This is a genomic window from Providencia heimbachae ATCC 35613 (assembly GCF_001655055.1).
GTDB lineage: Bacteria > Pseudomonadota > Gammaproteobacteria > Enterobacterales > Enterobacteriaceae > Providencia > Providencia heimbachae.
In genome coordinates, this window is record NZ_LXEW01000027.1 from 38,928 (window position 1) to 61,847 (window position 22,920).

Annotated in this window: 20 protein-coding genes and 3 tRNA genes; 7 read left to right on the top strand and 16 right to left on the bottom strand. The window is 41.7% G+C overall.

The genetic code is table 11. The features are described 5' to 3' along the window. Window positions 1-39: 39 nt before the first annotated feature. The 5 genes from hfq to tsaE all read right to left on the bottom strand — a co-directional run bounded on the left by hfq (window position 40) and on the right by tsaE (window position 5,211). Window positions 40-339 (bottom strand): RNA chaperone Hfq, encoded by a 300-nt coding sequence (hfq, locus tag M998_RS09215; protein ID WP_068439831.1) that lies wholly within the window; start codon window positions 337-339, stop codon window positions 40-42. A gap of 192 nt (window positions 340-531) precedes the next feature. Then, the gene (gene miaA / locus M998_RS09220) at window positions 532-1,470 is read right to left on the bottom strand and encodes a tRNA (adenosine(37)-N6)-dimethylallyltransferase MiaA (protein WP_068439829.1); all 939 of its coding nucleotides are present in this window, start codon (window positions 1,468-1,470) and stop codon (window positions 532-534) included. Further along, a complete protein-coding gene (gene mutL, locus M998_RS09225; RefSeq protein ID WP_068908560.1) occupies window positions 1,463-3,439 on the bottom strand; it encodes a DNA mismatch repair endonuclease MutL in 1,977 nt (658 codons plus the stop codon). The genes miaA and mutL overlap by 8 nt, the downstream gene beginning before the upstream one ends. Before the next feature lie 12 nt (window positions 3,440-3,451). Next, window positions 3,452-4,732, bottom strand: coding sequence for an N-acetylmuramoyl-L-alanine amidase AmiB (gene amiB / locus M998_RS09230; RefSeq protein WP_068908562.1), 1,281 nt, complete (start codon window positions 4,730-4,732; stop codon window positions 3,452-3,454). 14 nt (window positions 4,733-4,746) lie between these two features. Then, entirely contained in the window at window positions 4,747-5,211 is a 465-nt protein-coding gene (gene tsaE / locus M998_RS09235; RefSeq protein WP_068439823.1) for a tRNA (adenosine(37)-N6)-threonylcarbamoyltransferase complex ATPase subunit type 1 TsaE, read from the bottom strand. Window positions 5,212-5,561: 350 nt separating this feature from the next. On the opposite strand from tsaE, the gene queG reads away from it, so the two are divergent. Then, complete coding sequence (gene queG, locus M998_RS09240; protein WP_068908566.1) at window positions 5,562-6,719, top strand: tRNA epoxyqueuosine(34) reductase QueG; 1,158 nt, start codon at window positions 5,562-5,564, stop codon at window positions 6,717-6,719. Between the two features lie 683 nt (window positions 6,720-7,402). On the opposite strand, the gene M998_RS09245 is transcribed toward queG, so the two are convergent. The 6 genes from M998_RS09245 to orn form a co-directional block, all read right to left on the bottom strand. Further along, window positions 7,403-7,478 (bottom strand) — tRNA-Gly (locus M998_RS09245). Window positions 7,479-7,517: 39 nt separating this feature from the next. Continuing rightward, window positions 7,518-7,593, bottom strand: a tRNA-Gly gene (locus M998_RS09250). 43 nt (window positions 7,594-7,636) lie between these two features. After that, a tRNA-Gly gene (locus M998_RS09255) sits at window positions 7,637-7,712 on the bottom strand. Window positions 7,713-7,957: 245 nt separating this feature from the next. Beyond that, window positions 7,958-8,251 (bottom strand): type II toxin-antitoxin system RelE family toxin, encoded by a 294-nt coding sequence (locus tag M998_RS09260; protein WP_068908568.1) that lies wholly within the window; start codon window positions 8,249-8,251, stop codon window positions 7,958-7,960. Further along, entirely contained in the window at window positions 8,241-8,495 is a 255-nt protein-coding gene (locus M998_RS09265; protein WP_068908569.1) for a type II toxin-antitoxin system RelB/DinJ family antitoxin, read from the bottom strand. Before M998_RS09265 ends, M998_RS09260 begins: the two co-directional genes overlap by 11 nt. Before the next feature lie 121 nt (window positions 8,496-8,616). Next, complete coding sequence (gene orn / locus M998_RS09270; RefSeq protein ID WP_068908571.1) at window positions 8,617-9,159, bottom strand: oligoribonuclease; 543 nt, start codon at window positions 9,157-9,159, stop codon at window positions 8,617-8,619. Between the two features lie 124 nt (window positions 9,160-9,283). Here orn and rsgA point away from each other — a divergent pair, with 124 nt between their 5' ends. From rsgA to M998_RS09290, 4 genes are all read left to right on the top strand, one after another. Further along, window positions 9,284-10,336 carry a small ribosomal subunit biogenesis GTPase RsgA gene (gene rsgA / locus M998_RS09275; RefSeq protein ID WP_068908573.1) on the top strand — a complete coding sequence of 351 codons (1,053 nt, stop codon included), beginning with the start codon at window positions 9,284-9,286 and terminating at the stop codon, window positions 10,334-10,336. Between the two features lie 195 nt (window positions 10,337-10,531). Next, on the top strand, window positions 10,532-11,431 hold the full coding sequence (gene asd, locus M998_RS09280) for an archaetidylserine decarboxylase (protein ID WP_197713312.1): 900 nt from the start codon (window positions 10,532-10,534) through the stop codon (window positions 11,429-11,431). Window positions 11,432-11,464: 33 nt separating this feature from the next. Next, window positions 11,465-14,806 carry a miniconductance mechanosensitive channel MscM gene (mscM, locus tag M998_RS09285; RefSeq protein WP_068439814.1) on the top strand — a complete coding sequence of 1,114 codons (3,342 nt, stop codon included), beginning with the start codon at window positions 11,465-11,467 and terminating at the stop codon, window positions 14,804-14,806. A 71-nt stretch (window positions 14,807-14,877) separates the two neighbouring features. After that, window positions 14,878-15,210 (top strand): hypothetical protein, encoded by a 333-nt coding sequence (locus M998_RS09290; RefSeq protein WP_068908575.1) that lies wholly within the window; start codon window positions 14,878-14,880, stop codon window positions 15,208-15,210. Between the two features lie 8 nt (window positions 15,211-15,218). Here M998_RS09290 and M998_RS09295 read toward each other — a convergent pair whose 3' ends face one another. The 5 genes from M998_RS09295 to pldA all read right to left on the bottom strand — a co-directional run bounded on the left by M998_RS09295 (window position 15,219) and on the right by pldA (window position 20,975). After that, window positions 15,219-16,022, bottom strand: coding sequence for a tetratricopeptide repeat protein (locus M998_RS09295; protein ID WP_068908577.1), 804 nt, complete (start codon window positions 16,020-16,022; stop codon window positions 15,219-15,221). 264 nt (window positions 16,023-16,286) lie between these two features. Beyond that, window positions 16,287-17,099: a sugar/pyridoxal phosphate phosphatase YigL gene (gene yigL, locus M998_RS09300; RefSeq protein ID WP_068439808.1), complete on the bottom strand. Its 813-nt coding sequence runs from the start codon at window positions 17,097-17,099 to the stop codon at window positions 16,287-16,289. A gap of 13 nt (window positions 17,100-17,112) precedes the next feature. Continuing rightward, a complete protein-coding gene (gene pldB, locus M998_RS09305; RefSeq protein WP_068439806.1) occupies window positions 17,113-18,108 on the bottom strand; it encodes a lysophospholipase L2 in 996 nt (331 codons plus the stop codon). A gap of 16 nt (window positions 18,109-18,124) precedes the next feature. Beyond that, window positions 18,125-19,951 (bottom strand): ATP-dependent DNA helicase RecQ, encoded by a 1,827-nt coding sequence (gene recQ, locus M998_RS09310; protein ID WP_068908579.1) that lies wholly within the window; start codon window positions 19,949-19,951, stop codon window positions 18,125-18,127. Between the two features lie 130 nt (window positions 19,952-20,081). Continuing rightward, window positions 20,082-20,975, bottom strand: a complete 894-nt coding sequence (gene pldA / locus M998_RS09315; RefSeq protein ID WP_068439802.1) for a phospholipase A — start codon at window positions 20,973-20,975, stop codon at window positions 20,082-20,084. Between the two features lie 156 nt (window positions 20,976-21,131). Here pldA and M998_RS09320 point away from each other — a divergent pair, with 156 nt between their 5' ends. Then, window positions 21,132-21,602 (top strand): thioesterase family protein, encoded by a 471-nt coding sequence (locus M998_RS09320; protein WP_068439800.1) that lies wholly within the window; start codon window positions 21,132-21,134, stop codon window positions 21,600-21,602. A gap of 174 nt (window positions 21,603-21,776) precedes the next feature. Then, window positions 21,777-22,685 carry an EamA family transporter RarD gene (gene rarD / locus M998_RS09325; protein ID WP_068439798.1) on the top strand — a complete coding sequence of 303 codons (909 nt, stop codon included), beginning with the start codon at window positions 21,777-21,779 and terminating at the stop codon, window positions 22,683-22,685. Window positions 22,686-22,920: the final 235 nt, after the last annotated feature.

Genomic DNA, 22,920 nt, shown 5'->3' on the forward strand with positions numbered 1-22,920 from the left:
TCTCCCTACCCATGCTTTCCTTATTTGTAGCGTACAAACTTACTCAGTCGCTTCGCCATCCTGCGCAGCAGGCGTACCACCTGAATGGTAACCACCATTCGCAGGGCCACCCGCAGGTGCACCACTGTGGTGTGAAACTGGGCGTGCAGGAACAACAGTAGAGATAGCGTGCTTATATACCATCTGGCTAACTGTGTTTTTCAGTAAAATGACAAATTGGTCAAAAGATTCAATTTGACCCTGCAATTTAATGCCGTTAACGAGATAAATAGAGACCGGAACCCTTTCACGACGCAATGCGTTCAGGAACGGATCTTGCAAAGATTGCCCCTTAGCCATTCTATATTTTCCTTATTTTGTTGTTTTTAAATGAGAACCTTGCGATTCCAAAAAGTAACTACTCAAAAATTGCGCTTAACGTCCTAATTGTACACAAACAATAGCTCTATGTACGAATATACTCTCGTTATTCTGCAAGTTGCATCGATGTTAGCATCACTTCGCTTCACACCTAAATACAGCCCGAATTATTTAGAGTATAGCTTGCAGAACCGTTTTAAGCGCTTGCTGAGGTTGTTCACTATCTAGATTGTGAATATTCTCCCAGCCTCTTAACCAAGTGATCTGACGTTTTGCCAATTGGCGAGTTGCACAGATCCCCCGATAAACCATTTCATCATGATCTATTTCACCGTCGAGATAAGACCACATTTGCCGATACCCTACACAACGAATAGAAGGTAGGTCGACATGGAGATCACCTCGGTGATATAGGCCGCGAACTTCCTCTTCAAAACCCGCGTTTAACATCAGATGAAAACGTTGTTCAATGCGCTCATGTAAAATTTTACGATCTTGAGGCGCAATAGCAAACTGAAACACATTATAAGGCAATTCTTTTCCCGCTGTTTGTGTCATTTCAGTCAAACTTTGTCCCGAAATGAGATATACCTCTAAAGCTCGGGATAATCTTTGTGGATCATTAGGATGAATCCTAGCCGCAGCAACAGGATCAACCTCAGCTAAGCGACGATGTACTTCAGACCATCCTTCTGTTTGTGCGATAGCTTCAACTTCTGCACGCACAACAGGATCAGCAGAAGGCAAAGGTGAAAGACCTTCAAGCAATGCTTTAAAATAAAGCATTGTGCCACCCACAAGTAATGGAATTTTACCTTTAGACGTAATTTCATCCATTACATTTAATGCGTCACGCCGAAAATCAGCGGCGGAATAAGACTGGGACGGATCGAGAATGTCAATCAAACGGTGAGGCGCTTGGCTGAGCTCTTCTTTACTTGGCTTTGCTGTACCGATATCCATGCCACGGTAAATTAGTGCTGAATCAACACTAATGATTTCAACAGGTAAATGCTTGCTAAGTTCAATCGCTAAAGCTGTCTTACCTGAAGCCGTTGGGCCCATTAGGAATATTGCATCCGGTTTTTTTTGAGTTACTAAATCACTCATTTGTTAGTGTAGCTACCACGGATTGTAAATTAATTAATTGTAATAATGTTGGTGGTGGATTTTTAACCCACTGCGGACAAATCCGCTCAACATCTGCGAGTAACTGTACAGCCTGCGCTAAACTCCAACTTTCCTCTGTTTTTGTCTGTGAAATCGCTTTAGCTAGCCATTGTGCGATATCTTCATGCGTTACACTTTCTTTTGTCGACAAAAAAATAATTAAATCAGAAAAAAGCTGCGATAAATTTTGTGTTCTTAATGGTAACGATACCGTATGAATTGTTACTTTTCCATGAAATATCGTGGCTTCGATACCAAATAATGTTAATTGCTGCTTGTACCGCTGTAAAACCTCAATTTCATCGTGCTTAAGTGATAATTTTAAGGGAATTAACAACGGCTGAGGTTTTAAGGCTTCACCATTTGGTGATAACTGAGCCAACCTCAATAAATAATTCGCTTCAGTTAAGGATAACAGGATTAGACCCAATGAAGACTCAATTAATGCAAAGTTTTTTGCGTAAATTGTCAATACTTTGCCAAATAGGTAGCCATCCGCATTTTTTGCTACTGATTGAGAAGAAACCGTCAACGTATTCAAGGGTTGTCGCTCTGGGAATAACGGTTTTTTATCCTCTTTTGCCACTGGGATGGACATCAAGCTTTGATAAAGTTGTCCCGCTTTACGATCATAAGTGGGAGCTGAATGTCCAGAACCTATTTTTTCCACAGAATAATGTGTAGATTTGGCAGATACAGGTGATGATACAGGAGATGAATTTTGTCTGTTTCCATACACCACTTCAGATTCTTTTGCTGGGCTTTCCTGCTCCGTATTTAAGCGTTCAAGCTGTTCAATAGCTGGAGTATGCTTTGTCGTAGAAAAATAATTATCCCCCGCAGAAGGACGATTTTCAATTTCCGAAGCAATAGGCTCAATACCGGGAAGCTCATCTACTGATAGCGCATTCATCAACGCCGTACGAACAGCCTGATAAATAAAGTCGTGTACTAATCTTGATTGGTGAAAACGTACCTCATGTTTTGCAGGGTGTACGTTAACATCTACTTGTTTGGGGTCTATGGTGAGATAAAGCACATACGCAGGCTGCTGGTTTTCATCTAAATGCCCTTCGTAAGCTTGGCGGATAGCATGATTAATTAACCTATCGCGCATCATTCGCCCATTGACATAACAGTATTGCACTTCACTCACTGGAGCTGATGAAGATGTCGCTAATGGTGAAACTACCCAGCCTTTTATGCCTAAATCACTATGCTCCCATGAAAGAGACAATGCCCCTTGCATAAATCCAGTACCGCAAATTGAACCCAATCGTTTTTCTTGCTGCATATCATCGTGAGCAGCACGATATTGCTTTACCAATTTACCATTATGACTGAGATTAATCGCGACATCAGGACGTGCCAGTGCGATTCGACGAACAATTTCGTCGATATGACCAAATTCGGTTTTTTCCGTACGCATAAATTTGCGCCGTGCGGGGGTATTATAAAATAAATCGAGCACTTCGACCGTAGTGCCATTGGGGTGTGCGGCGGGTTTAACCGTCACTGACATATCACGGCCTTCCGCATAAGATTGCCATGCTTCTGCTTGTTCAGCGGGTTTGGAGGTCAAGGTGAGACGTGAAACTGAGCTAATACTTGCCAAGGCTTCGCCACGAAACCCCATACTCATAATGGCCTCAAGATCATCCAAAGTAGCAATCTTACTGGTTGCATGGCGTGCGAGTGCTAATATCAGCTCATCTTTACCAATACCACAGCCATTATCCCGAATACGAATAAGCTTCTCTCCACCTCGCTCGATATCAATATCAATACGAGTCGCGCCTGCATCAAGGCTGTTCTCAACCAGCTCTTTGACAACAGATGCGGGTCTTTCAACCACTTCACCTGCTGCAATTTGGTTAGCAAGTTGAGGCGAGAGAATATGTATAGCCATTACCCGAACCTCTTATTGTGGTGCTGCTTGTACTGGGTTGGCGAGAAAATATTGCCGCAACCCTTGGTGTATCGCCTCAGCCACTTTCTCTTGGTAGTCATTCGATTTAAGTAGCTGTTCTTCAGCGGTATTACTAATGAATCCCGTTTCAACTAAAATTGAAGGGATATCGGGTGAACGTAATACGCCAAGGCTTGCATGCTCAGGGGTTTTTTTATGGATATTACCCACTTTTCTCAGTTGTTGGATCACTTGAACGGCCACGTCATAGCCAACGCGTTGAGAATGACCAAACTGGAGATCTAAAACAGCTTGGCTAAGATAAGGATCTGCGCCACTAAGCACATCCCCTGCGCCACCTAATAACTCAGATTGCTTTTCACGCTGTTCTAACCAACTACCTAATTCACTGTTGGCACGACGATTTGATAATACCCAAACGGAGGCACCACGAGCACTGCTGTTAGGTGCTGAATCCGCATGGATTGAGACCAGCATGTTGGCACTTTTTTTACGCGCAACATCAGAACGGCCACTGACAGAAATAAAGTAGTCACCATCCCTTGTCATAACAGGTTTAAACATAGGATCAGAGGCCAATTTTTGGAATAGCTTACGCGAAACGCTTAATGTGACATCTTTTTCTTTATAACCATTTTTACCTATCGCACCGGGGTCTTTACCCCCGTGCCCTGCATCAATGGCAATCACCACCTGCTTTGTTCCTTTTGGCATCGTTCTATTTTTGGCAGGAACAGGCGTTGGAGTCGCCGCTGGCGTGTTCATTTTCAGCGATTTGTCTTGAGTTACTGGCTGACGATTATTAACCGATTGTGTGGGAGCCTCGGTATTATTAAATGAGGTCGATGAATTTGATTTTCCGGTCGAAACCGTTAAGACGAGTTGATATTGACCCGAAACTTGCTTCAAAACGGCTTTCGTTTTGGCTGCTTGAGATAACTCTAAAACGAGACGTTTATGTTGGTTATCTGACGGTTGGCTAGCACGCACTAACTTAACTAAATCCCCTGAAGGAACTTTTAGTGGTAGTCCAACAATTTCTGCGCGTTGTTTAACATCAACAACCAGTCGCTCAGGTGAATGCAACGGAAAATAAGAATACTCAGGCTTACCATCAACAAAGGTTAATGTGACTTGCGCCTGAGAAGGGCTATTATTAATTTGAATATTTGATAGCGTTGCTGCGTGAACTTGAGATGTCACTAGCCACAATGCTAACGCTATAAACAGTAGCAAAAACGAAAAAAGACCCTTTTTTGATGCATTCATCATGTGCGATATATTCCTTAGAGTGTCTGTAGTGCTTCTAACAACGACTCCCCATTTGCTGAAAACGCCACCAAGCGAGCCTCACGGCCTTCACCTTGGTAAGTCAGATGGAGTTCAAGATCCGCTTCTGGCAAAAAACCGTTACCTTGCTGCGGCCACTCGACCAGACAAATCGAATTCCCAGAAAAATAGTCGCGAATTCCCATAAATTCAAGTTCTTCAGGATCCGCTAAGCGGTAAAGATCAAAATGGAAAACTTGTCTATCCGCTAATTCATATGGCTCGACGAGAGTATACGTTGGACTTTTCACATGCCCTTTGTGCCCCAAAGCTTGTAAAAAACCACGGCTAAACGTCGTTTTCCCTGCCCCAAGATCCCCATATAGATTGATGATCATGCCTTGGTGACAGGCATTAGCAACCGCGCGCCCTAGCGCCACTGTTTGCGCTTCATCCGTCAATTGTAGCGTGCGTTCTTTCATAATATTCTTTCAATAAATGGATAATGTTCATAAATAAATAGGTATGCCCAAAATAATTCAATTTGCTTGTAGGCTCGAAGCGAAGATAGCCAATGAGCATAGGTTAACGCTATGATTCGGATAGCTGAGCGAAGTCCCTATATTCATAACAACATCCAAGCAACTTGAAATATGACAGGTACATGTTTAATTTATTTTGAGTATAAATATTACAGACTATAATAACCTAAGCGGATTTATTTTTCTTAATTTACATTGCGCTAATATTGAGATCAGAAAAATCCTAGCTTAGATCTGAATTTATCCTGATATATACTCTAAATAATTCACCCTTAACTCGATAGAATCTGATGACCACACTCCTCGATCTCAACCTTCTTGCACACAATATCAAACAATGGGGCATTGAAGCTGGCTTCCAGCAAGTGGGAATTTGTGATACCGATTTATCCCTTGAAGAGCCTAAGTTACAAGCATGGTTAGACAAGCAATATCATGGGGATATGGCATGGATGAGTCGTCATGGCATGATGCGAGCAAGACCCCATGAACTGCATCCGGGAACACTCCGTGTCATCAGTGTGCGTATGAACTATTTGCCCGCTAAAGCCGCTTTTGCGAGTACACTGAACAACCCTGAACTCGGCTATATTAGCCGCTACGCATTAGGTCGTGATTATCATAAGCTATTAAAAAAACGCCTAAAAACACTCAGTGATCGTATTTTAGAATACTGTCGAGAACTCAATTACCCTGACGACCTTAACTTTCGCCCTTTTGTCGATTCGGCACCAATCTTAGAGCGCCCGCTCGCAGTAAAAGCCGGGTTAGGCTGGACAGGTAAACACTCATTAGTTTTAAATCGAGAGGCTGGATCTTGGTTTTTTTTAGGAGAACTACTGATCAACCTACCTTTGCCTGTTGATCATCCTATTGAAGAGGAATGTGGTCGTTGTGTCGCTTGTATGACAACTTGTCCAACGGGTGCCATTGTGGAGCCGTATACCGTTGATGCGAGGCGCTGTATTTCTTATCTCACCATTGAGCTTGATAGCGCGATCCCTGAAGAGTTTCGCCCATTAATGGGTAACCGTATTTATGGCTGTGATGATTGCCAGCTAATTTGCCCATGGAACCGCTTCTCCAAATTAACAGATGAAGACGATTTCAGCCCTCGGCAAACGTTACATACCCCTGAGCTACTCGACCTATTTGCTTGGAATGAGGAAAAATTTCTGCGAGTCACTGAAGGCTCCGCCATTCGTCGTATTGGTTACATTAAATGGCTCAGGAATATCAGTGTGGCATTGGGCAATGCGCCTTATCAAGATAGCATTGTTATTGCACTGCAAGAAAAGCTTGGCATGAATGAAATGTTAGATGAACACTTTCATTGGTCGATTGCGCAACAACTAACTCGTCGAGAAGAGCATACTGTGACTATTCAGACTTCACAGCAAAAGCGTCTTGTTCGCGCCATTACTAAAGGTTTACCAAGAGATGCTTAAAAAAAATGCGGCTATATATCTGAATTGATGAATTGTCAAACAAGTGTGAATAAATAAAAAATTGCTTTGCAGACAATAGGTAAAGAATTTGCAAGTTGTGCTTAACGCATTTTTAGAAAAAATATTTAATCAAATTAATTCAATGAGTTAACAATTACCACTTCACTTTTATTTTTATAATCGAGAAGTTACAAGCAAACATACAGCCTGTGGATAACTCTGTGCAATAATTTATTTCAAATGGCGGTAATCGCAACCTAAATAGTCATAGGCTGTGGATAACTTATCCGTTACGAAAAACGAAGAAAACGCTGATTTTACGTTAACTAATAGGTATAAAGTTGTAAAAAAAACAGGTTATAAAGAAAACTTAACTGAACCGAAGAAAAAGTGTTTTTTTGCTTGTCGCTAACATTGCCATTATCAATGTAGACGTTCTTTTTGACTGCCCTATTGCTAGGGGGAGGCCATTCTATGGTGACAGGTTAATGAATGCAAGTAAAAAACCAAACAAGATCTAAAAAAGATCGTAACGATTATATTGATCCATATTATCAAACAATTAAGATCTTTAGAAAGTCTAAAATAATAGAAACAAATAGGTAATTGTGCTTACTTTGTCGTATGGCAAGAAAAGTGATATTAGGGTATCGATAGAGGAAGATAAAATCGGTAAGAAATTTTGGAGCGGGAAACGAGACTCGAACTCGCGACCCCGACCTTGGCAAGGTCGTGCTCTACCAACTGAGCTATTCCCGCATTTGGATGGGTACTACTGACTAAAACACTAAGAAAGTTTGGAGCGGGAAACGAGACTCGAACTCGCGACCCCGACCTTGGCAAGGTCGTGCTCTACCAACTGAGCTATTCCCGCATACCGAAAATAGTGTTCTAGCAACTAAAACATCAAGAAAATTTGGAGCGGGAAACGAGACTCGAACTCGCGACCCCGACCTTGGCAAGGTCGTGCTCTACCAACTGAGCTATTCCCGCAAAACATCTTCTTTTTGCTTTACCGTGCCGATATACAGCCATAAAAACTTCTAAAAACTTCATCGGTACGGGGAGCGCATTATACGAAAAATTAAGAGACTAGCAAGCCCCGCAGCTCAAATTTTTCGTTTTTTTATTTATTTGACGACAAAATAATCACAATGGTGATTTTGTCACCGCCACTTGTAATATTCTGATTTCAATACGTTAACATTGTTAACTTTTACGCTAGAACCCAAGCTAAATTACTTCGTTAGTCTTATATTCGCTACTTTATATGCTTTCTGGGCATCTCTTTTACCAATAGCAATAACAAAAATGACGATTTCTGAATCAATTATTTGATAAACAAGACGATAGCCAGAAGAACGCAGCTTGATTTTATAGCAATTTGATTGCTCGCCATTCAAGCGTGCTGACTCAATATAAGGATTAGTCTGTAATTTTTTTAGTTTTTTTTTGAATTGTTCTCTAACACTGCTATCAAGTTTATTCCATTCCTTTAAGGCTCGTTCATCAAACTCAATATTAAAGATCATCCACATTTACTCTGATACGTTTTGCTGGTTTTTTTAAACGCTCACGGACAACGGCCAAAATGGCATCATCATCATCACTTTCACTCACCACGATAGATACTTCAGAAAAGGGCAATTTTTCATTTTCTGCCACATAGCGTAAAAATAGTCTTAATGCATCAGATGGAGATAAGTTGAGTTTTTCAAATGCTTGATAAGCATCTTTTTTTAATTGTTCATCGACTCTGATCTGTATGGTGCTCATCGTCGCCTCCATTTTAATTTATACTTTTCGAAAAGAATAACGTAATGACAAATGTAATGCAATAATTCCAGCTCCCTGTAGGCGATCAACAACTAGAGAGCTTGAAGCATGACGGGTATAATTATTTAATAAACGTCTCACGATAATAAGCGAGTTCAGCAACAGACTCTCGAATATCATCTAGCGCTTGATGCGTATTTTTCTTTGAGAAACCCGTTAGAATTTCGGGTTTCCAACGGCGAGCGAGTTCTTTGAGTGTGCTGACATCGAGGTAACGATAGTGAAAATAGCTTTCGAGCTCAGGCATATAGTTGAATAAAAAACGGCGATCTTGACCAACACTGTTTCCACAAATGGGTGACGCCCCTTTTGGTACCCATTTTTCTAAAAATGCTATAGTTGCAAGCTCGGCTTCACGCTCACTAATCACACTTTTTCGAATGCGTTCGACAAGGCCGCTTCCCGTGTGCGTATTCACATTCCAATCATCCATCAATGCCAGTTGCTCTTCGGATTGATGAACGGCAATCACCGGCCCTTCGGCTAAAATATTAAGGTTACTGTCTGTTACAATGGTGGCAATTTCAATAATACGATCACGGATTGGATCGAGGCCCGTCATCTCTAAATCAATCCAGATTAAATTATTCTCATTCTTTTGCATGATATGCCCTAACTGAATACTATGAAGTTAAGGTATGATAGCACCCTTCATGCTTTAAGTTACAGGTGTGTTGCCTGTGTAAAATGCAACTAACCGTATTCAGCCAAGAGTAAAGAGAGGACAGGTGGCTAAACAGAAACTATCGAAAGGCCAACAGCGCCGCGTTCAAGAAAATCATCAAAAAAGACTGAAAAAACCAAAAAAAATTGAAATTGATGATAGCCAACTAGGCGAAGCTCAAGAAGGCTTGGTGATTAGCCGCTTTGGGCAGCATGCTGACATTGAAGCAAGTGATGGCACCGTTCAGCGCTGTAATCTACGCAGAACAATTGCATCTCTGGTTACCGGAGATAAAGTGGTATGGCGTCCTGCTTTAAATACGCAAGATGATATTAAAATTAATGGGATCGTCGAAGCTGTTCATGAACGTCATTCCGTATTAACCCGTCCTGATTACTATGACGGCTTAAAACCTATTGCCGCTAATATCGACCAAATTGTTGTCGTTTCAGCGATTTTACCTGAACTTTCCCTCAATATTATCGACCGCTATCTTGTTGCCTGTGAAACCATTGGTATTCAAGCCGTGATTGTATTGAATAAAGTGGATCTATTAGACGATGAAAATCGCGAATGGGTCAGTGAATTGATGACGATTTACAGTGATATTGGCTACCAAGTGATCGAAGTATCGAGTCACACCGGTGAAGGCATGGAAATACTCACTAACACGCTAGAAGGTAAAGTCTCTGTCTTCGTTGGGCAATCAGGGGTCGGTAAGTCCAGTTTACTCAATTCACTACTGCCTGATAATGAAAAAATCATACTGGTTAATGATGTCTCCGATAACTCAGGGCTAGGGCAACATACCACGACAGCATCGAGACTGTATCATTTCCCTCAAGGTGGCGATGTTATTGATTCTCCAGGCGTTCGTGAGTTTGGTTTATGGCATTTAACCACAGAGCAGGTAACTAAAGGGTTCATCGAGTTTAAAGACTATCTAGGTGGTTGTAAATTCAGAGATTGTAAGCACTTAGATGATCCGGGCTGCCTATTACGGGAAGCCACCAATGACGGCAGAATTGCTGAATCGCGTTTTGAAAATTATCATCGGATCCTCGAAAGCATGGAGCAAGTGAAACCACGCGGGAACTTTACTGGAAAAGAAAAATAGCGTTACCAACATCATAAAGAGTTAGTGTGTACTTACACTCTTTTACGCTCAAATAACAGAGGCTATACTCCAATGCATTGGAGGGGTATGCCTCACGGGTATAAAAGTAAAGATTCTTAAGCTTATCGAATATTTAGAAAAGCAAATGTACAATAGCGTCCTTCGCTAATTTACCTTTAAAAATCAGAGGTTAACGTGCTAGATAAAATGAAGATCCGTTTGCAATATATGCTTCCTAAACAAGGACTTACCAAATTTGCAGGCTGGTTTGCTGATAAAAATGCAGGGTTTGTGACCCAATGGGCAATCAAGCTATTCACTAAAGCTTACAAAGTAAATATGAATGAGGCACAAAAAAGCGAACTCAGCGCTTATGCGACATTTAATGACTTTTTTGTGCGTGCCCTGAAAGAAGATGCGCGCCCTATTGTGTCTGAAGATAATCAGTTTGCACAACCTGCTGATGGTGCCGTTAGCCAATTAGGCCCGATTAATAATGACCTTATATTCCAAGCTAAAGGCCATCATTATACCGTTGATGCTCTGCTTGCAGGCCAATATCAACTCGCTGAAAAATTCCATGATGGCCAGTTCATCACAACATACCTTGCACCGAGTGATTACCACCGTGTGCATATGCCATGCGATGGACTACTCACCGAAATGATCTATGTGCCTGGCGACCTGTTCTCCGTTAACCCATTAACCGCCACTAACGTACCTAATTTATTTGCCCGCAATGAACGCCTTATCTGTGTGTTTGAAACCCCAGTCGGCACAATGGTGCAAATTTTAGTGGGTGCGACTATTGTCGGCAGCATAGAGACGGTTTGGAGTGGTACGGTAAACGCACAGCGCGAAGGTGTGATTAAGCGCTGGACTTACCCAGAGCAACATTCAGAAGGTGCTGTATTCCTGAAAAAAGGTGAAGAAATGGGTCGCTTTAAGTTAGGTTCAACGGTTATCAACCTATTTGAACCAAATAAAGTCCATTTTAATCCATCGCTAATTCCGGGTTATGCGACGCGTATGGGTGAGTTACTTGCTGAATCAGTCGACGAAAAAAAATACACTGATACACCAACGCAACTATAATTAATAAGTCATTACTTGAAGGAGCTCCTCACTGTGCGTTTGGTTATCAGTTTTTTTCTTAGTCTGTTAATCGTTTTCTCATCCATTGCGGCGCCCATTGCATCGCAGGATGAGGCACAGATAAAGCAGGAGCTTAAACAACTTGAATCAAGTAAAAATCCTAAAGATGCGGAAATTGCTCAAGCACTTCAAGGCGCATTAAACTGGCTTAGTGAATCCAATGATTCCAATAGTAAAGCCAAGTCTTATCAAGAAGCGATTGATAATTTTCCTAAAATAATCAAAGGAATAAGACAAAGCTTACTCAATGAAAGTGATGAGCCAGCGCCGATTCCTTCCGGGATCAGTTTAAGTGAGCTAGAACAACGGATTATCCAATTAAGCAGCCAACTTCTTGATCAAGGCCGCTTAATGCAGCAAGAACAAGATAAAGGCCGAGAAATCATTGAGTCACTCAATGCACTTCCTCAGCAACTGTCTGAGGCAAGGCGCATGCTAGGTGAAGCGAGCTCCCGGTTCCAATCATTAGGTACCCCATCGACACCATTAGCAGAAGCGCAATATACCTTAGCTCAAGCCGAAGTAAGTGCTCGCAAAGCAATCGTAAACGAATTAGAAATGGCGCAGTTATCCGCCAATAATCGCCAAGAAATTTCACGCATGACATTAGAGCTCAATAAAAAACGCTACCAGCGTCTTGAGCTTGAATTACAACAGCTACGTGATTTCCAAAATACCCAGCGCCAACAAAAAGCGATACTGGCATTAGAACACACTGAAATGCTAGCCGAGCAAGGGGAATTAACTCCTTACTTAAAAGAACAGCTCGATATTAACCGTAAAATGTCGCAAGAATTAACAGAACAAGCACAGCGGATGAGCACCATCACCACCAGCCAGGCGGAAATATCTACCAGTATTCGCGATGCACGCCAAGCGCTCACTACTATTCGAGAACAAGCTCAATGGATTAGCAGTTCAAGCACCCTCGGTGAAGCCTTGAGGTCTCAGCTATCACGTCTTCCTGAGATGCCAAAAAGCCAACAGCTTGACCGCGAAATGGCTGACTTACGTGTTCAACGTTTGAATTACGAAGACACGCTAGAGCGCCTCTCAAAGCTAGATATATCCGCCCAAGAGACTGAAAATGCACTGAACCCTGCACAAACACAAGTTTATCAGTCATTGATCAAAACCCGTAAAGAGCTCTTATCATCGCTTATCTCAGGTTTTGATACCGAAATGCTTGAGCTGACTAAATTAAATGTTGCCACCGGTCAGCTCGCCGATGCACTAAAAGAAGTTAAAGATGCGTCGAATCGTTATCTCTTCTGGGTGGCTGATGTGCCCCCGATTAGCATCAACTACCCAGTGCTGCTGGTAACTGATATCACTCAATTACTGTCTCTCGATACCCTGTCTCAGCTTGCCAGAGCGCTAAAAGTGATGGCAACAACTCAAGACTCGTTCTTGTATCTATTAGGTTCAGTTATCTTAGTTATTTTTAGTATTAGTACCCGTAAGCACTATCAAGCCTTCTTAGACCGCTCTAGCCTGCGTATCGGTAAAGTGACTCAAGACCGCTTTTACCTGACTATCCGCACCATTTTTTGGTCAATTATTGTCGCATTACCACTTCCTATGATGTGGTCTGCGATCGGTTATGGCCTGCAAAGTGCATGGCAATACCCAATGGCGGTAGCGATAGGGTATGGCGTAAGTGCCACGACACCATTACTGTGGCTATTTATGATCAGTGAAACTTTTTCACGTCCGACCGGGTTATTTATTGCCCATTTTGGTTGGGATAAAGACGCCGTTAAACGCGCAATGCGCCACTATCGCCTCGCCATCTTTGTGATCGTGCCTCTCGTCATGGCATTGATCACCTTTGAACATTATAGCGACAGGGAGTTTGCCGCGACGCTTGGCCGCTTCTGCTTCTTAGTATTATGTGTCGCTTTAAGCTTAATCACCAATAACTTACGCCGATCACAAATCCCTTTATACCTTGATAGACACGGCTCTGGTGAAAATATTATCAACACCGCGCTCTGGCTGTTGATCTTCCTTGCACCAATCGTTGCCGCATTTTTCTCAGTATTGGGTTATTTCTCGACTTCTCAGGCCTTATTGGCTCGGCTAGAAACCTCTGTGGCGATTTGGTTTGTGATACTGATTATCTATCACACCATTCGACGTTGGATGTCGATGCAGCGCCGTAAACTGGCTTTTGAGCGGGCTAAACAACGCCGTGCAGAAATGCTCGCACAACGTGCGAAAGGGGAAGATGATAATCAGCTACCCAATGCGAGTAACGAAGGTAATATTGATATCGAAGAACAAGTGATTGACCTTGATGCTATCAGTACTCAGTCTGTCGGTCTTGTTCGCTCTATTTTAACCATGATTGCGTTAGTTTCGCTGATCTGGCTGTGGTCTGAATTGCATACCGCATTTTCATTCCTTGAAAACATTCGCTTGTGGGATGTTACCTCCACCATCAATGGCGTTGACACTATCCAGCCTATTACCATGGGCTCAATTTTTATCGCCATTTTGATCATCATCGTCACGGCACAATTAGTTCGTAATCTCCCAGCACTGCTTGAGCTTGCTGTATTACAGCATCTTGATTTAACACCCGGTACCGGCTATGCCATTAGTACATTAACCAAATATACCATCACGATTATCGGGATTATTTTTGGTTTCTCTATGTTAGGTATTGATTGGTCAAAACTGCAATGGCTTATTGCGGCAATGGGGGTTGGCTTAGGCTTTGGCTTACAAGAAATTTTTGCCAATATTATCTCTGGTTTAATGATTTTATTTGAAAAACCGATTCGTATTGGCGATACCGTGACTATCCGTAATTTAACCGGTAGCATCACAAAAATTAATACCCGAGCCACAACCCTGACCGACTGGGATAGAAAAGAAATTATTGTACCCAATAAGGCCTTTATTACTGAGCAATTTATTAACTGGTCACTGTCGGATACCGTGACACGTATTGTCATGACGATCCCAGCCCCAACGGATGCTAACAGTGAATTGATCACGAATACCATTTTACGTGCCGCAGAACGCTCAACCATGATTTTAGATAACCCCGCCCCTGAAGTTTATCTAGTTGATTTACAACAAGGTATTCAAATATTTGAGTTGCGGGTTTACGCGGCAGAAATGGGTCATCGCTTACCCGCTCGCCATGAAATTCATCAAAATATTTTGGCATCCTTCGCAGAGCAAGGAATTACACTGCCATTCCCACCGTTCCAAGCAAGGGTTGATGTACGTGACAATACATTGCAAAGTGCGACAAATAACTTATCGGGTCGCAACCCAACGCGTAAATCAGGGGAACTGTAATCTTTTTAAGGGCTAATTTTTAGCCCTTAATCTTATTTGATGAAGCCCTATTTTTTATTCAAGGCAGTGATATGACACAATCTTTAAATACACGGGATGAGTTAATTAGACTTAAAGTTAGCCAACTTGAGCGTATCAGCTCAATTCTCTTTTTCTTGATCCCATTAGTTATCTTATTGATTGTTGGTAAAACATTTGCCTTTAATACCTTATATCTTTGGCAAGGTTTTAGCCTGTTATATATTGTGGTTTATCGCTTGTTAGTGAGGAAGCTTTCATCAAAACAAGCGCAATTAAAAGTACGTCGAGGATGGGGATATAACCGTTTCTATCGTTTCTGTTGGGGATATTTGCCGCTATCACTGATTGTGATGGTGGGATACCAAATCATACCCCACCAATAATCCGCAAGTTAACTCTCTTTAAAACCATAGGTCTTAATGTAATTATCCGCTAATTTCTGCGCTTGCTGCATTTCATCTTCACTGAGCTGCTGGGCTATTTTTTCTTGCAGTCTATGGCTCTCTTTATTACCACTGTATACCGCAGTGGATAACCACGCATAAGCCTGCTGAAGGTTTTTCTTAACCCCCTTTCCTTGTGAGTACATTACGCCTAAACGATCCTGTGACTTGGCATCTTTTTGTTTAGCCGCTTTCCTAAACCAAAATACGGCTTTTTCATCATCAACATCAACGCCACTGCCAATGGAGTACATTTGTCCAATATTGAATTGAGCGATAGCATTGCCGCCTTGAGCGGCTTTTCTAAACCAAAAAGCCGCTTTGACTAAATCTTGTCCAACACCTAAACCTTGAGCATACATCATGGCCATATTGGTTTCTGCGCGAGTATCACCCTGCTTAGCGGCTTGTTCATACCACAGCATCGCTTTGTCATAATCGCGACGAACACCAAAACCATTTACATACATAGTTCCTAAACGAAATTGGGCATCAGAGTTACCTTGATCGCCCGCTTTAATGAACCATTCGGCGGCTGTTTTTGAGTCTTGTGAAACACCATTGCCTTTAAAATAGCGTTCTCCAAGTAAAAACTGGGCGGTAGGGTCGCCTTTTTCAGCGGATTGCGTTATTTGCTCTATCGTTGGTTGGGCTACTGCGCTAGATGTCGCGGGGGGGACGGCAGGTTTAGCAATTAATATCGAACTATAACAAACAGAACCTAACAAGAGCGCTAACGCAATTCTTTTCATCCTAAAAAACCCTCTATAATGCAGTATACTCAAAATAATTCAAAGCAATGCCCTGTCGTTAAATGTCAGCATGATATGAACCTCAACCCCTTGAAGCTCAAGCTACGCAGGGCTTCTATAGCTTAAACTTGCTTTGCCATATAGAGAATAGGAAAATTGACTTAATTTGCATTAAAAGCACTTTTCGTTGAACTTATATCGCGAAAAAAGCCAACTCGCATTTTACGCTAACTGGCTTTTTTCGATGACGAATTTAAATAGCAATTATGATTCAATTAAATATTTATTTCTTAAATAACGGGCAACCGCATCATCACTATTTGAGCCAATAACTTCCATATGCGGCAATGCATCTTTTAGTAATTGATGCGCATTTTGCATGATGCAGCCTTTACCCGCCACCGTCAGCATTTCTCTGTCATTCATGCCATCACCAAAAGCAATACAATCGTCGGCAATATAACCATGAAGAGCAGCAACTTGTTTTAGCGCCTCGCCTTTGGAAACCTCACCCGCCATAACTTCGAGGCAGCTACGCAAAGAGAAGGTTACGTTGACTTTATCTTGCCAGCGACGTTGGATCCTTTGTTGTAAATCAACCAGAAGATCATGATCTTCACTGGTAAAATAAACCTTGCACACCTCTTCAGTCGCAAAATGGTGACGATCAAAGAGTTGGTAATTAAACACCGACTCTTTAAAAAACTCCTTTTGCTCCGGACTTTCACGGTTAATAAACCAGTCATCCCCATGATAGTAGTTTGTGACCAATTCTGGATTATCAAACTCCATCAAGCAAAGCTCATGGGCAATTTGCGGATCAACATTATGTTGGAAGATCAGATCGCCATTTGTATTATGAATACGTGCCCCGTTAGAGGTGATCATATAGGCATCGATACCCAATCCATCACGAATTTGGGCAACATCAACATGATGACGCCCGGTTGCAAAGACAAAACGAACATCTTGTGTTGTCACGAGTTGTTTCAATGTCTCTTTCGTATAAGACGTTAAATCATGATTGGGGGATAAAAGTGTGCCGTCCAAATCGGAAGCAACAACTGGATATTTCATATAGAGTTCCTAGCTAATACTGGTCAAAAAAATCACAGATAGCATTTAGCGCCATCGCTCTAAGTGCATCAACCTCAAACAGGATTTCGTGGTGGGCCCCTTCAATGATGAGGGGTAATTTTTCTTCTCTTCCTGTCAGCGCTTTTTGCCGACTTTGACAAAAAGCTTGTAGCTCTCGATGACTTACCACTTTCTCTTCACTGGCTTCTAACACCATCAGTGGTACATCAATCTCTCCCGCTTTCGCAATAAGCTCATCGCCAACCGCAAAACTCTCTCGTAACCAGTGGTACGTTGGACCACCGAGACGTAATTCGGGGTAATCTGCATAATAACGTAAATAGCGACGATAACGTTCTTGGCTATGTGTAAGCACGTTGATCAAATAAGGTAAAGGCTGCCATTTCCCTGTAGAGGCGGCATAATCATTACGAATATTTGTGCGAGACTCGGCTCTATCCACAATAAAACTCGCCAACCAATGCGGCATGGGTAAATTAATACCAATCATTGGCGCACATAGCGCCGCCGCATCAAAAGTCACGCTATCTCGCAGTAAATATCCCGCAAGAATGGCACTGCCCATAGAATGACCAAGGGCATAGCATTTGGGGTAATGTCGATATTTTACTTCTAGCTCAATTAACTGAGCGAAATCATCAATATAATCAGAGAAACGTTCAACATGCCCTTTTTGCGGGTCTGCTAACATACGTCCAGAGATCCCTTGACCACGGTGATCAATAATAAAAACATCAAACCCTAAATGAAAAAAATCGTAGGCAATTTCTGGATATTTGATGTAGCTTTCGCTGCGACCGGGAGAAATAACGATGGCTTTATTATGTTTAGATTTTATAAAACGAACATAGCGAATAGGTACATTATCAACACCGAGAAACTCCGCTTCTTCGCGGTGCTGCCAAAAGTCTAAAAGTGGGCCGTTGGCAAAGGCAGAGAACTGAGTTTCTCGATTAAGCCAGCTTTTTTTTAGGCTTTCAGGTGTCATCAAGTCTATCCTTTATTCATTCATAACCTTCAAGGTGATCTCGAATGAGCGTCATAAACGCCTCACCGAAACGCTCTAATTTTTTCTCTCCAACACCATTGACCAGCAATAATTCAGTCGGAGACGTTGGGCAGTGTTCCGCCATTTCGATTAACGTTGCATCGTTAAAAACAACAAAGGGGGGGATATTTTCTTCATCCGCAATCGATTTTCGTAGTTTACGTAATTTAGCAAACAATTTTTTATCATAATTGCCGCTATAAACTTTACTTTGCTGGTTACGACTTTTCGTGACCAAAACTCGTGGTACAGCAAGTTGTAGCGATGATTCGCCTCTTAATATCGGTCTTGCCGCTTCGGTTAACTGAAGTGCAGAAAAATGTGCGATATTTTGCGTGATCATCCCTAAGTGGATCAATTGACGGATAACGCTGATCCAGTGTTCATTGGTTTGTTCTTTGCCAATGCTATAAACAGGAAGTTTGTCGTGGCCAAGGTCACGAATACGCTGATTATTTGCACCGCGCAAGACTTCTACAATATAGCCGATACCAAAGCGTTGACCAACACGATAAATGCATGAAAGCGCTTTTTGAGCATCAATTAACCCATCGTATTTTTTCGGTGGATCTAAACAAATATCACAGTTACCACAAGGCTGTTGGCGATTTTCGCCAAAATAATTCAATAAAACCAGTCGGCGACAGGTTTGCGCTTCGGCAAATGCCGCAATGGCATTCAACTTATGGCGCTCAATATCTTGCTGCATTCCTGCCGGTTTCTCTTCTAAGCAACGGCGAAGCCATGCCATATCCGCAGGATCGTAAAACAAAACAGCCTCAGCTTCGACGCCATCACGCCCTGCTCGGCCAGTTTCTTGATAATAAGCTTCGATATTACGAGGAATATCGAAGTGAGCCACAAACCGCACGTTTGACTTGTTGATCCCCATGCCAAAAGCCACTGTCGCCACCACAATTTGCAGATTATCTTTCAAAAATGCATCTTGAACCCATTCACGCTGCTGATTCTCTAAACCTGCGTGATAAGCGGCAACACTTAACCCGCGTTTTTGTAATCGTTCTGCGGTTTCTTCCACCTTATTACGGCTGTTGCAGTACACAATTCCCGCTTTACCTTTTTGTCCTTTAATAAAAAACCAAAGTTGATCCAATGGCTTATATTTCTCAACAAGGGTATAGCGAATATTGGGTCTATCGAAGCTGCTCACATGAACTAAAGGGTCATGAAGCTCCAATAACCGAATAATATCTGCACGAGTGGTTTCATCCGCCGTGGCCGTCAGCGCCATAACGGGTACGTTAGGCAGAGACTGTCTTAATTGACCTAATGAACGATATTCAGGACGAAAATCATGTCCCCATTGGGAAATACAGTGAGCTTCATCTACCGCCAGCAATGTAATATTCCAATGAGCTAGCTGACTTAAAAAATATTCTGTCAGTAACCGTTCGGGGGCGACATACAATAGTTTGATATCTCCGTTGCCACATTTCTCCATGATTTGACGTTGTTCTTGTGGAGTTTGTGAGGAGTTCAAACAAGCGGCATTCACGCCATGTAATTGCAATTGGTCAACTTGGTCTTTCATCAAGGAAATTAATGGCGAAACCACTAATGTTACCCCGTCTTTAACCAATGCAGGGACTTGGTAGCATAAGGATTTCCCTCCCCCTGTCGGCATCAAGACCAAGCAATCACGGTTATCGAGGATCGCACCAATGACAGCATCTTGTCCTGGACGAAACGACTGGTAACCAAAAGTGCTATTTAGTACACTTTCAGCGAGTGATAATGGGTTGGTTACGCAAGCGGTGGACACAAACTTCCTCAATCTATAAAGCAAGTCGCTGCCCAAACAGAGCAGCGAAGAATCGGATCGGTAGGATAAAAACCTACCAAGATATTACCTTGAAACTCAGATAATGTCTGCTAACAAATGTGGATAGCAATTAAAGCATATCGTTTAACATGACACCAATACCAAAGCGTGTCTGCCGATAATTATAGTCGATCATTGACTCGCCATAGCCACTAAAGAGTTGGGTATACAGCCTAACGTGTTTGCTAATTGGGTAACTCCAACCGAGCTCGCCGCCACCATAACCACTATTCCAATTATAGCGACCCGTCGCCGTAATCACGCTATCACCCAGAGCATAACCCACTTTTAAACGATAGTACCCCATATACTTAGTGATATCTTTGTTATCATCACTTCCTTCACTTTCAGGGATGCGATACCAAGGTTTGAGATCAACCTGCCAATTCCCATTTTGTGCCATTGCTCTCGCGTACACTCGATTCCAACTACGAGAGGTTGGGTCAGAACGCCCATTAGATTCGTGATTAAAACCCGTTTCAAACTCACGAACCGTCCAGCCACCTAACTGATAATCCGTCAACCAGCCTACAAAAACCTGCGGTTCATAATTGGTTTCACGAAATGGCGAAGATTCTTTCTTATTACTTAGCTGCCACCAAGAACGTTGGGTATAGGAGACGGCTAAAATTGAATCATCCCCTGCAATACCCGCCCATAATGGAAATGCAAGACTTAACTGAAACTTAACTTCATCATTAAGCGCATCATCACCCCAGTCATAGCTGGCGATCGCTTTTTTATTGATCGATGAGGTATAAGTATAAATTATATAATTAGATTCATAAGGATACAGTACGAAGGGATTATCGTAGTTTTGCAATAACCCTGAAATGATACTACCTCGAATTGGCGAGTTATCCTTTACATCTGAGTTTGATTTTGTATCAAGATTTTCTGAAGCGAAAAGTGAAACAGACCAAAAACAGAGCACAAAACTCAGTAACATCGGTAAAGCGCGCATTCGTCATTCCTATTTTCAACAGCATCAAAAAAAAGTTTGTCCTATTTTACACACAAAACTGATTAGCTGTTGAAAGATTATTCATTTGTTTGATAGAGACATAAATTAAACATAATGATAACGTACTATTTACATAATTTTTAAAGGATGAAGATGATGAATGACCGCATTTATACCTTAGAAGAAGCTAGTCAGCTCATGAGTAATGCGTTTATCTACAAAATGCCTTTTAATCAATTATTAGGCATCAAACTTGCACATATGAACGAAGATTTTGTCCAACTCACCGTGGAGAATCGCCCTGAACTTATTGGCAATTTCACGCAAAATATTTTACATGGTGGTGTGATCGCATCAATTCTGGATGTCGCAGGAGGAATGGTATGCATTAACCGGATATTACAGCGGATTAATCCCCTCGTACATCAAGAAATTGCCGATAAAATGTCGCGTATGGGCACGATAGATCTACGTGTTGATTACCTACGTCCCGGTCGTGGCGAAATCTTTACCGCCAGTGCCAGTTTACTGCGTGATGGAAATAAAATCGCGGTAACGCGCTGCGAATTGCACAATGAGCGCAACCAACATATTGCAACTGCAACAGCAACTTACTTGATTGGCTAACTTGAACTTATTGAGTAAAACTATCAGTAGAAATTAATCACTCAGTAAACTAATAACTTGTAAAAAAACCAGAGCAATGTCACATTAGCTGAGTCACAAATCGAGCCAATCTTTTTTAGGCTCGATCTCTCAATCAATTTTCATTAAATCTTTAATTCAATTTCAGAGCCAATAATGAGCCAGCAAAATACTACTAAAGGCGTATTATGTGCCTTGGGCGCCTATTTTATTTGGGGTGTCGCACCAATTTATTTTAAAAGTATTAAACAAGTGCCCGCAGAAGAAATCCTGACTCACCGTATTATTTGGTCATTTTTCTTTATGCTACTTTTATTAACGGTTTCACGGCACTGGAATTACGTTCGCCAAGTACTGAAACAACCAAAAAAAATATTAGTCCTCGGTGTAACGGCAACAACTATCGCATCAAATTGGTTAATTTATATCTGGGCAGTCAACAATGGTCACATGTTGCAAGCGAGTCTCGGCTATTTTATCAACCCATTGGTTAACGTCTTGTTTGGTATGTTGTTTTTACAAGAGCGATTCCGTCGAATGCAATGGGTTGCAGTTGCCCTCGCATTGACTGGCGTATTAATCCAGTTATGGCAATTTGGCTCAGTACCGGTAATCGGCTTAAGTCTTGCCGTCACATTTGCCACTTATGGCTTATTGCGTAAAAAACTCGGTGTTGATGCACAAACAGGTATGACGTTTGAAACCCTGTGGTTACTCCCAGTCGGCATTATCTTTTTGTTATTTTTTGCTGATAGCCCAACAAGCGATATGTCGATCAATGGCTGGAAACTTAATGTTTTATTAATTGCAGCCGGTGTTATCACTACGGTGCCTTTATTATTATTTACTGAAGCCGCCAATCACTTACGCTTATCAACATTAGGCTTTTTCCAATACTTAGGTCCAAGTATTATGTTCTTACTTGCGGTCTTTATGTATGGTGAAGTGATGACCTCGGAGTTACTCGTCACCTTTGGTTTTATCTGGTTTGCATTAATTTTGTTTACATTAGATGCTTTATATACGCAACAAAAGCTCAGAAAAAAATCAAAAGCTAGCGCTTAATATCTCTTTTAATCAACGATATTAAGGATTGATTAAAACACTGGCCTAAATATATATATTATTAAGGTCAGTGTTTCATTTAATGGAACTTAAATCGTTAATTTATTTTATGTAATTAACACGACTATATTAATATTTATTCGGTTTAAGTATGACTTAAAAAGGATATTTAAGTAAAAAATATTAATTAATATTTTTATATTCGCACTGCGATTTAAATTATTTACTTAACATG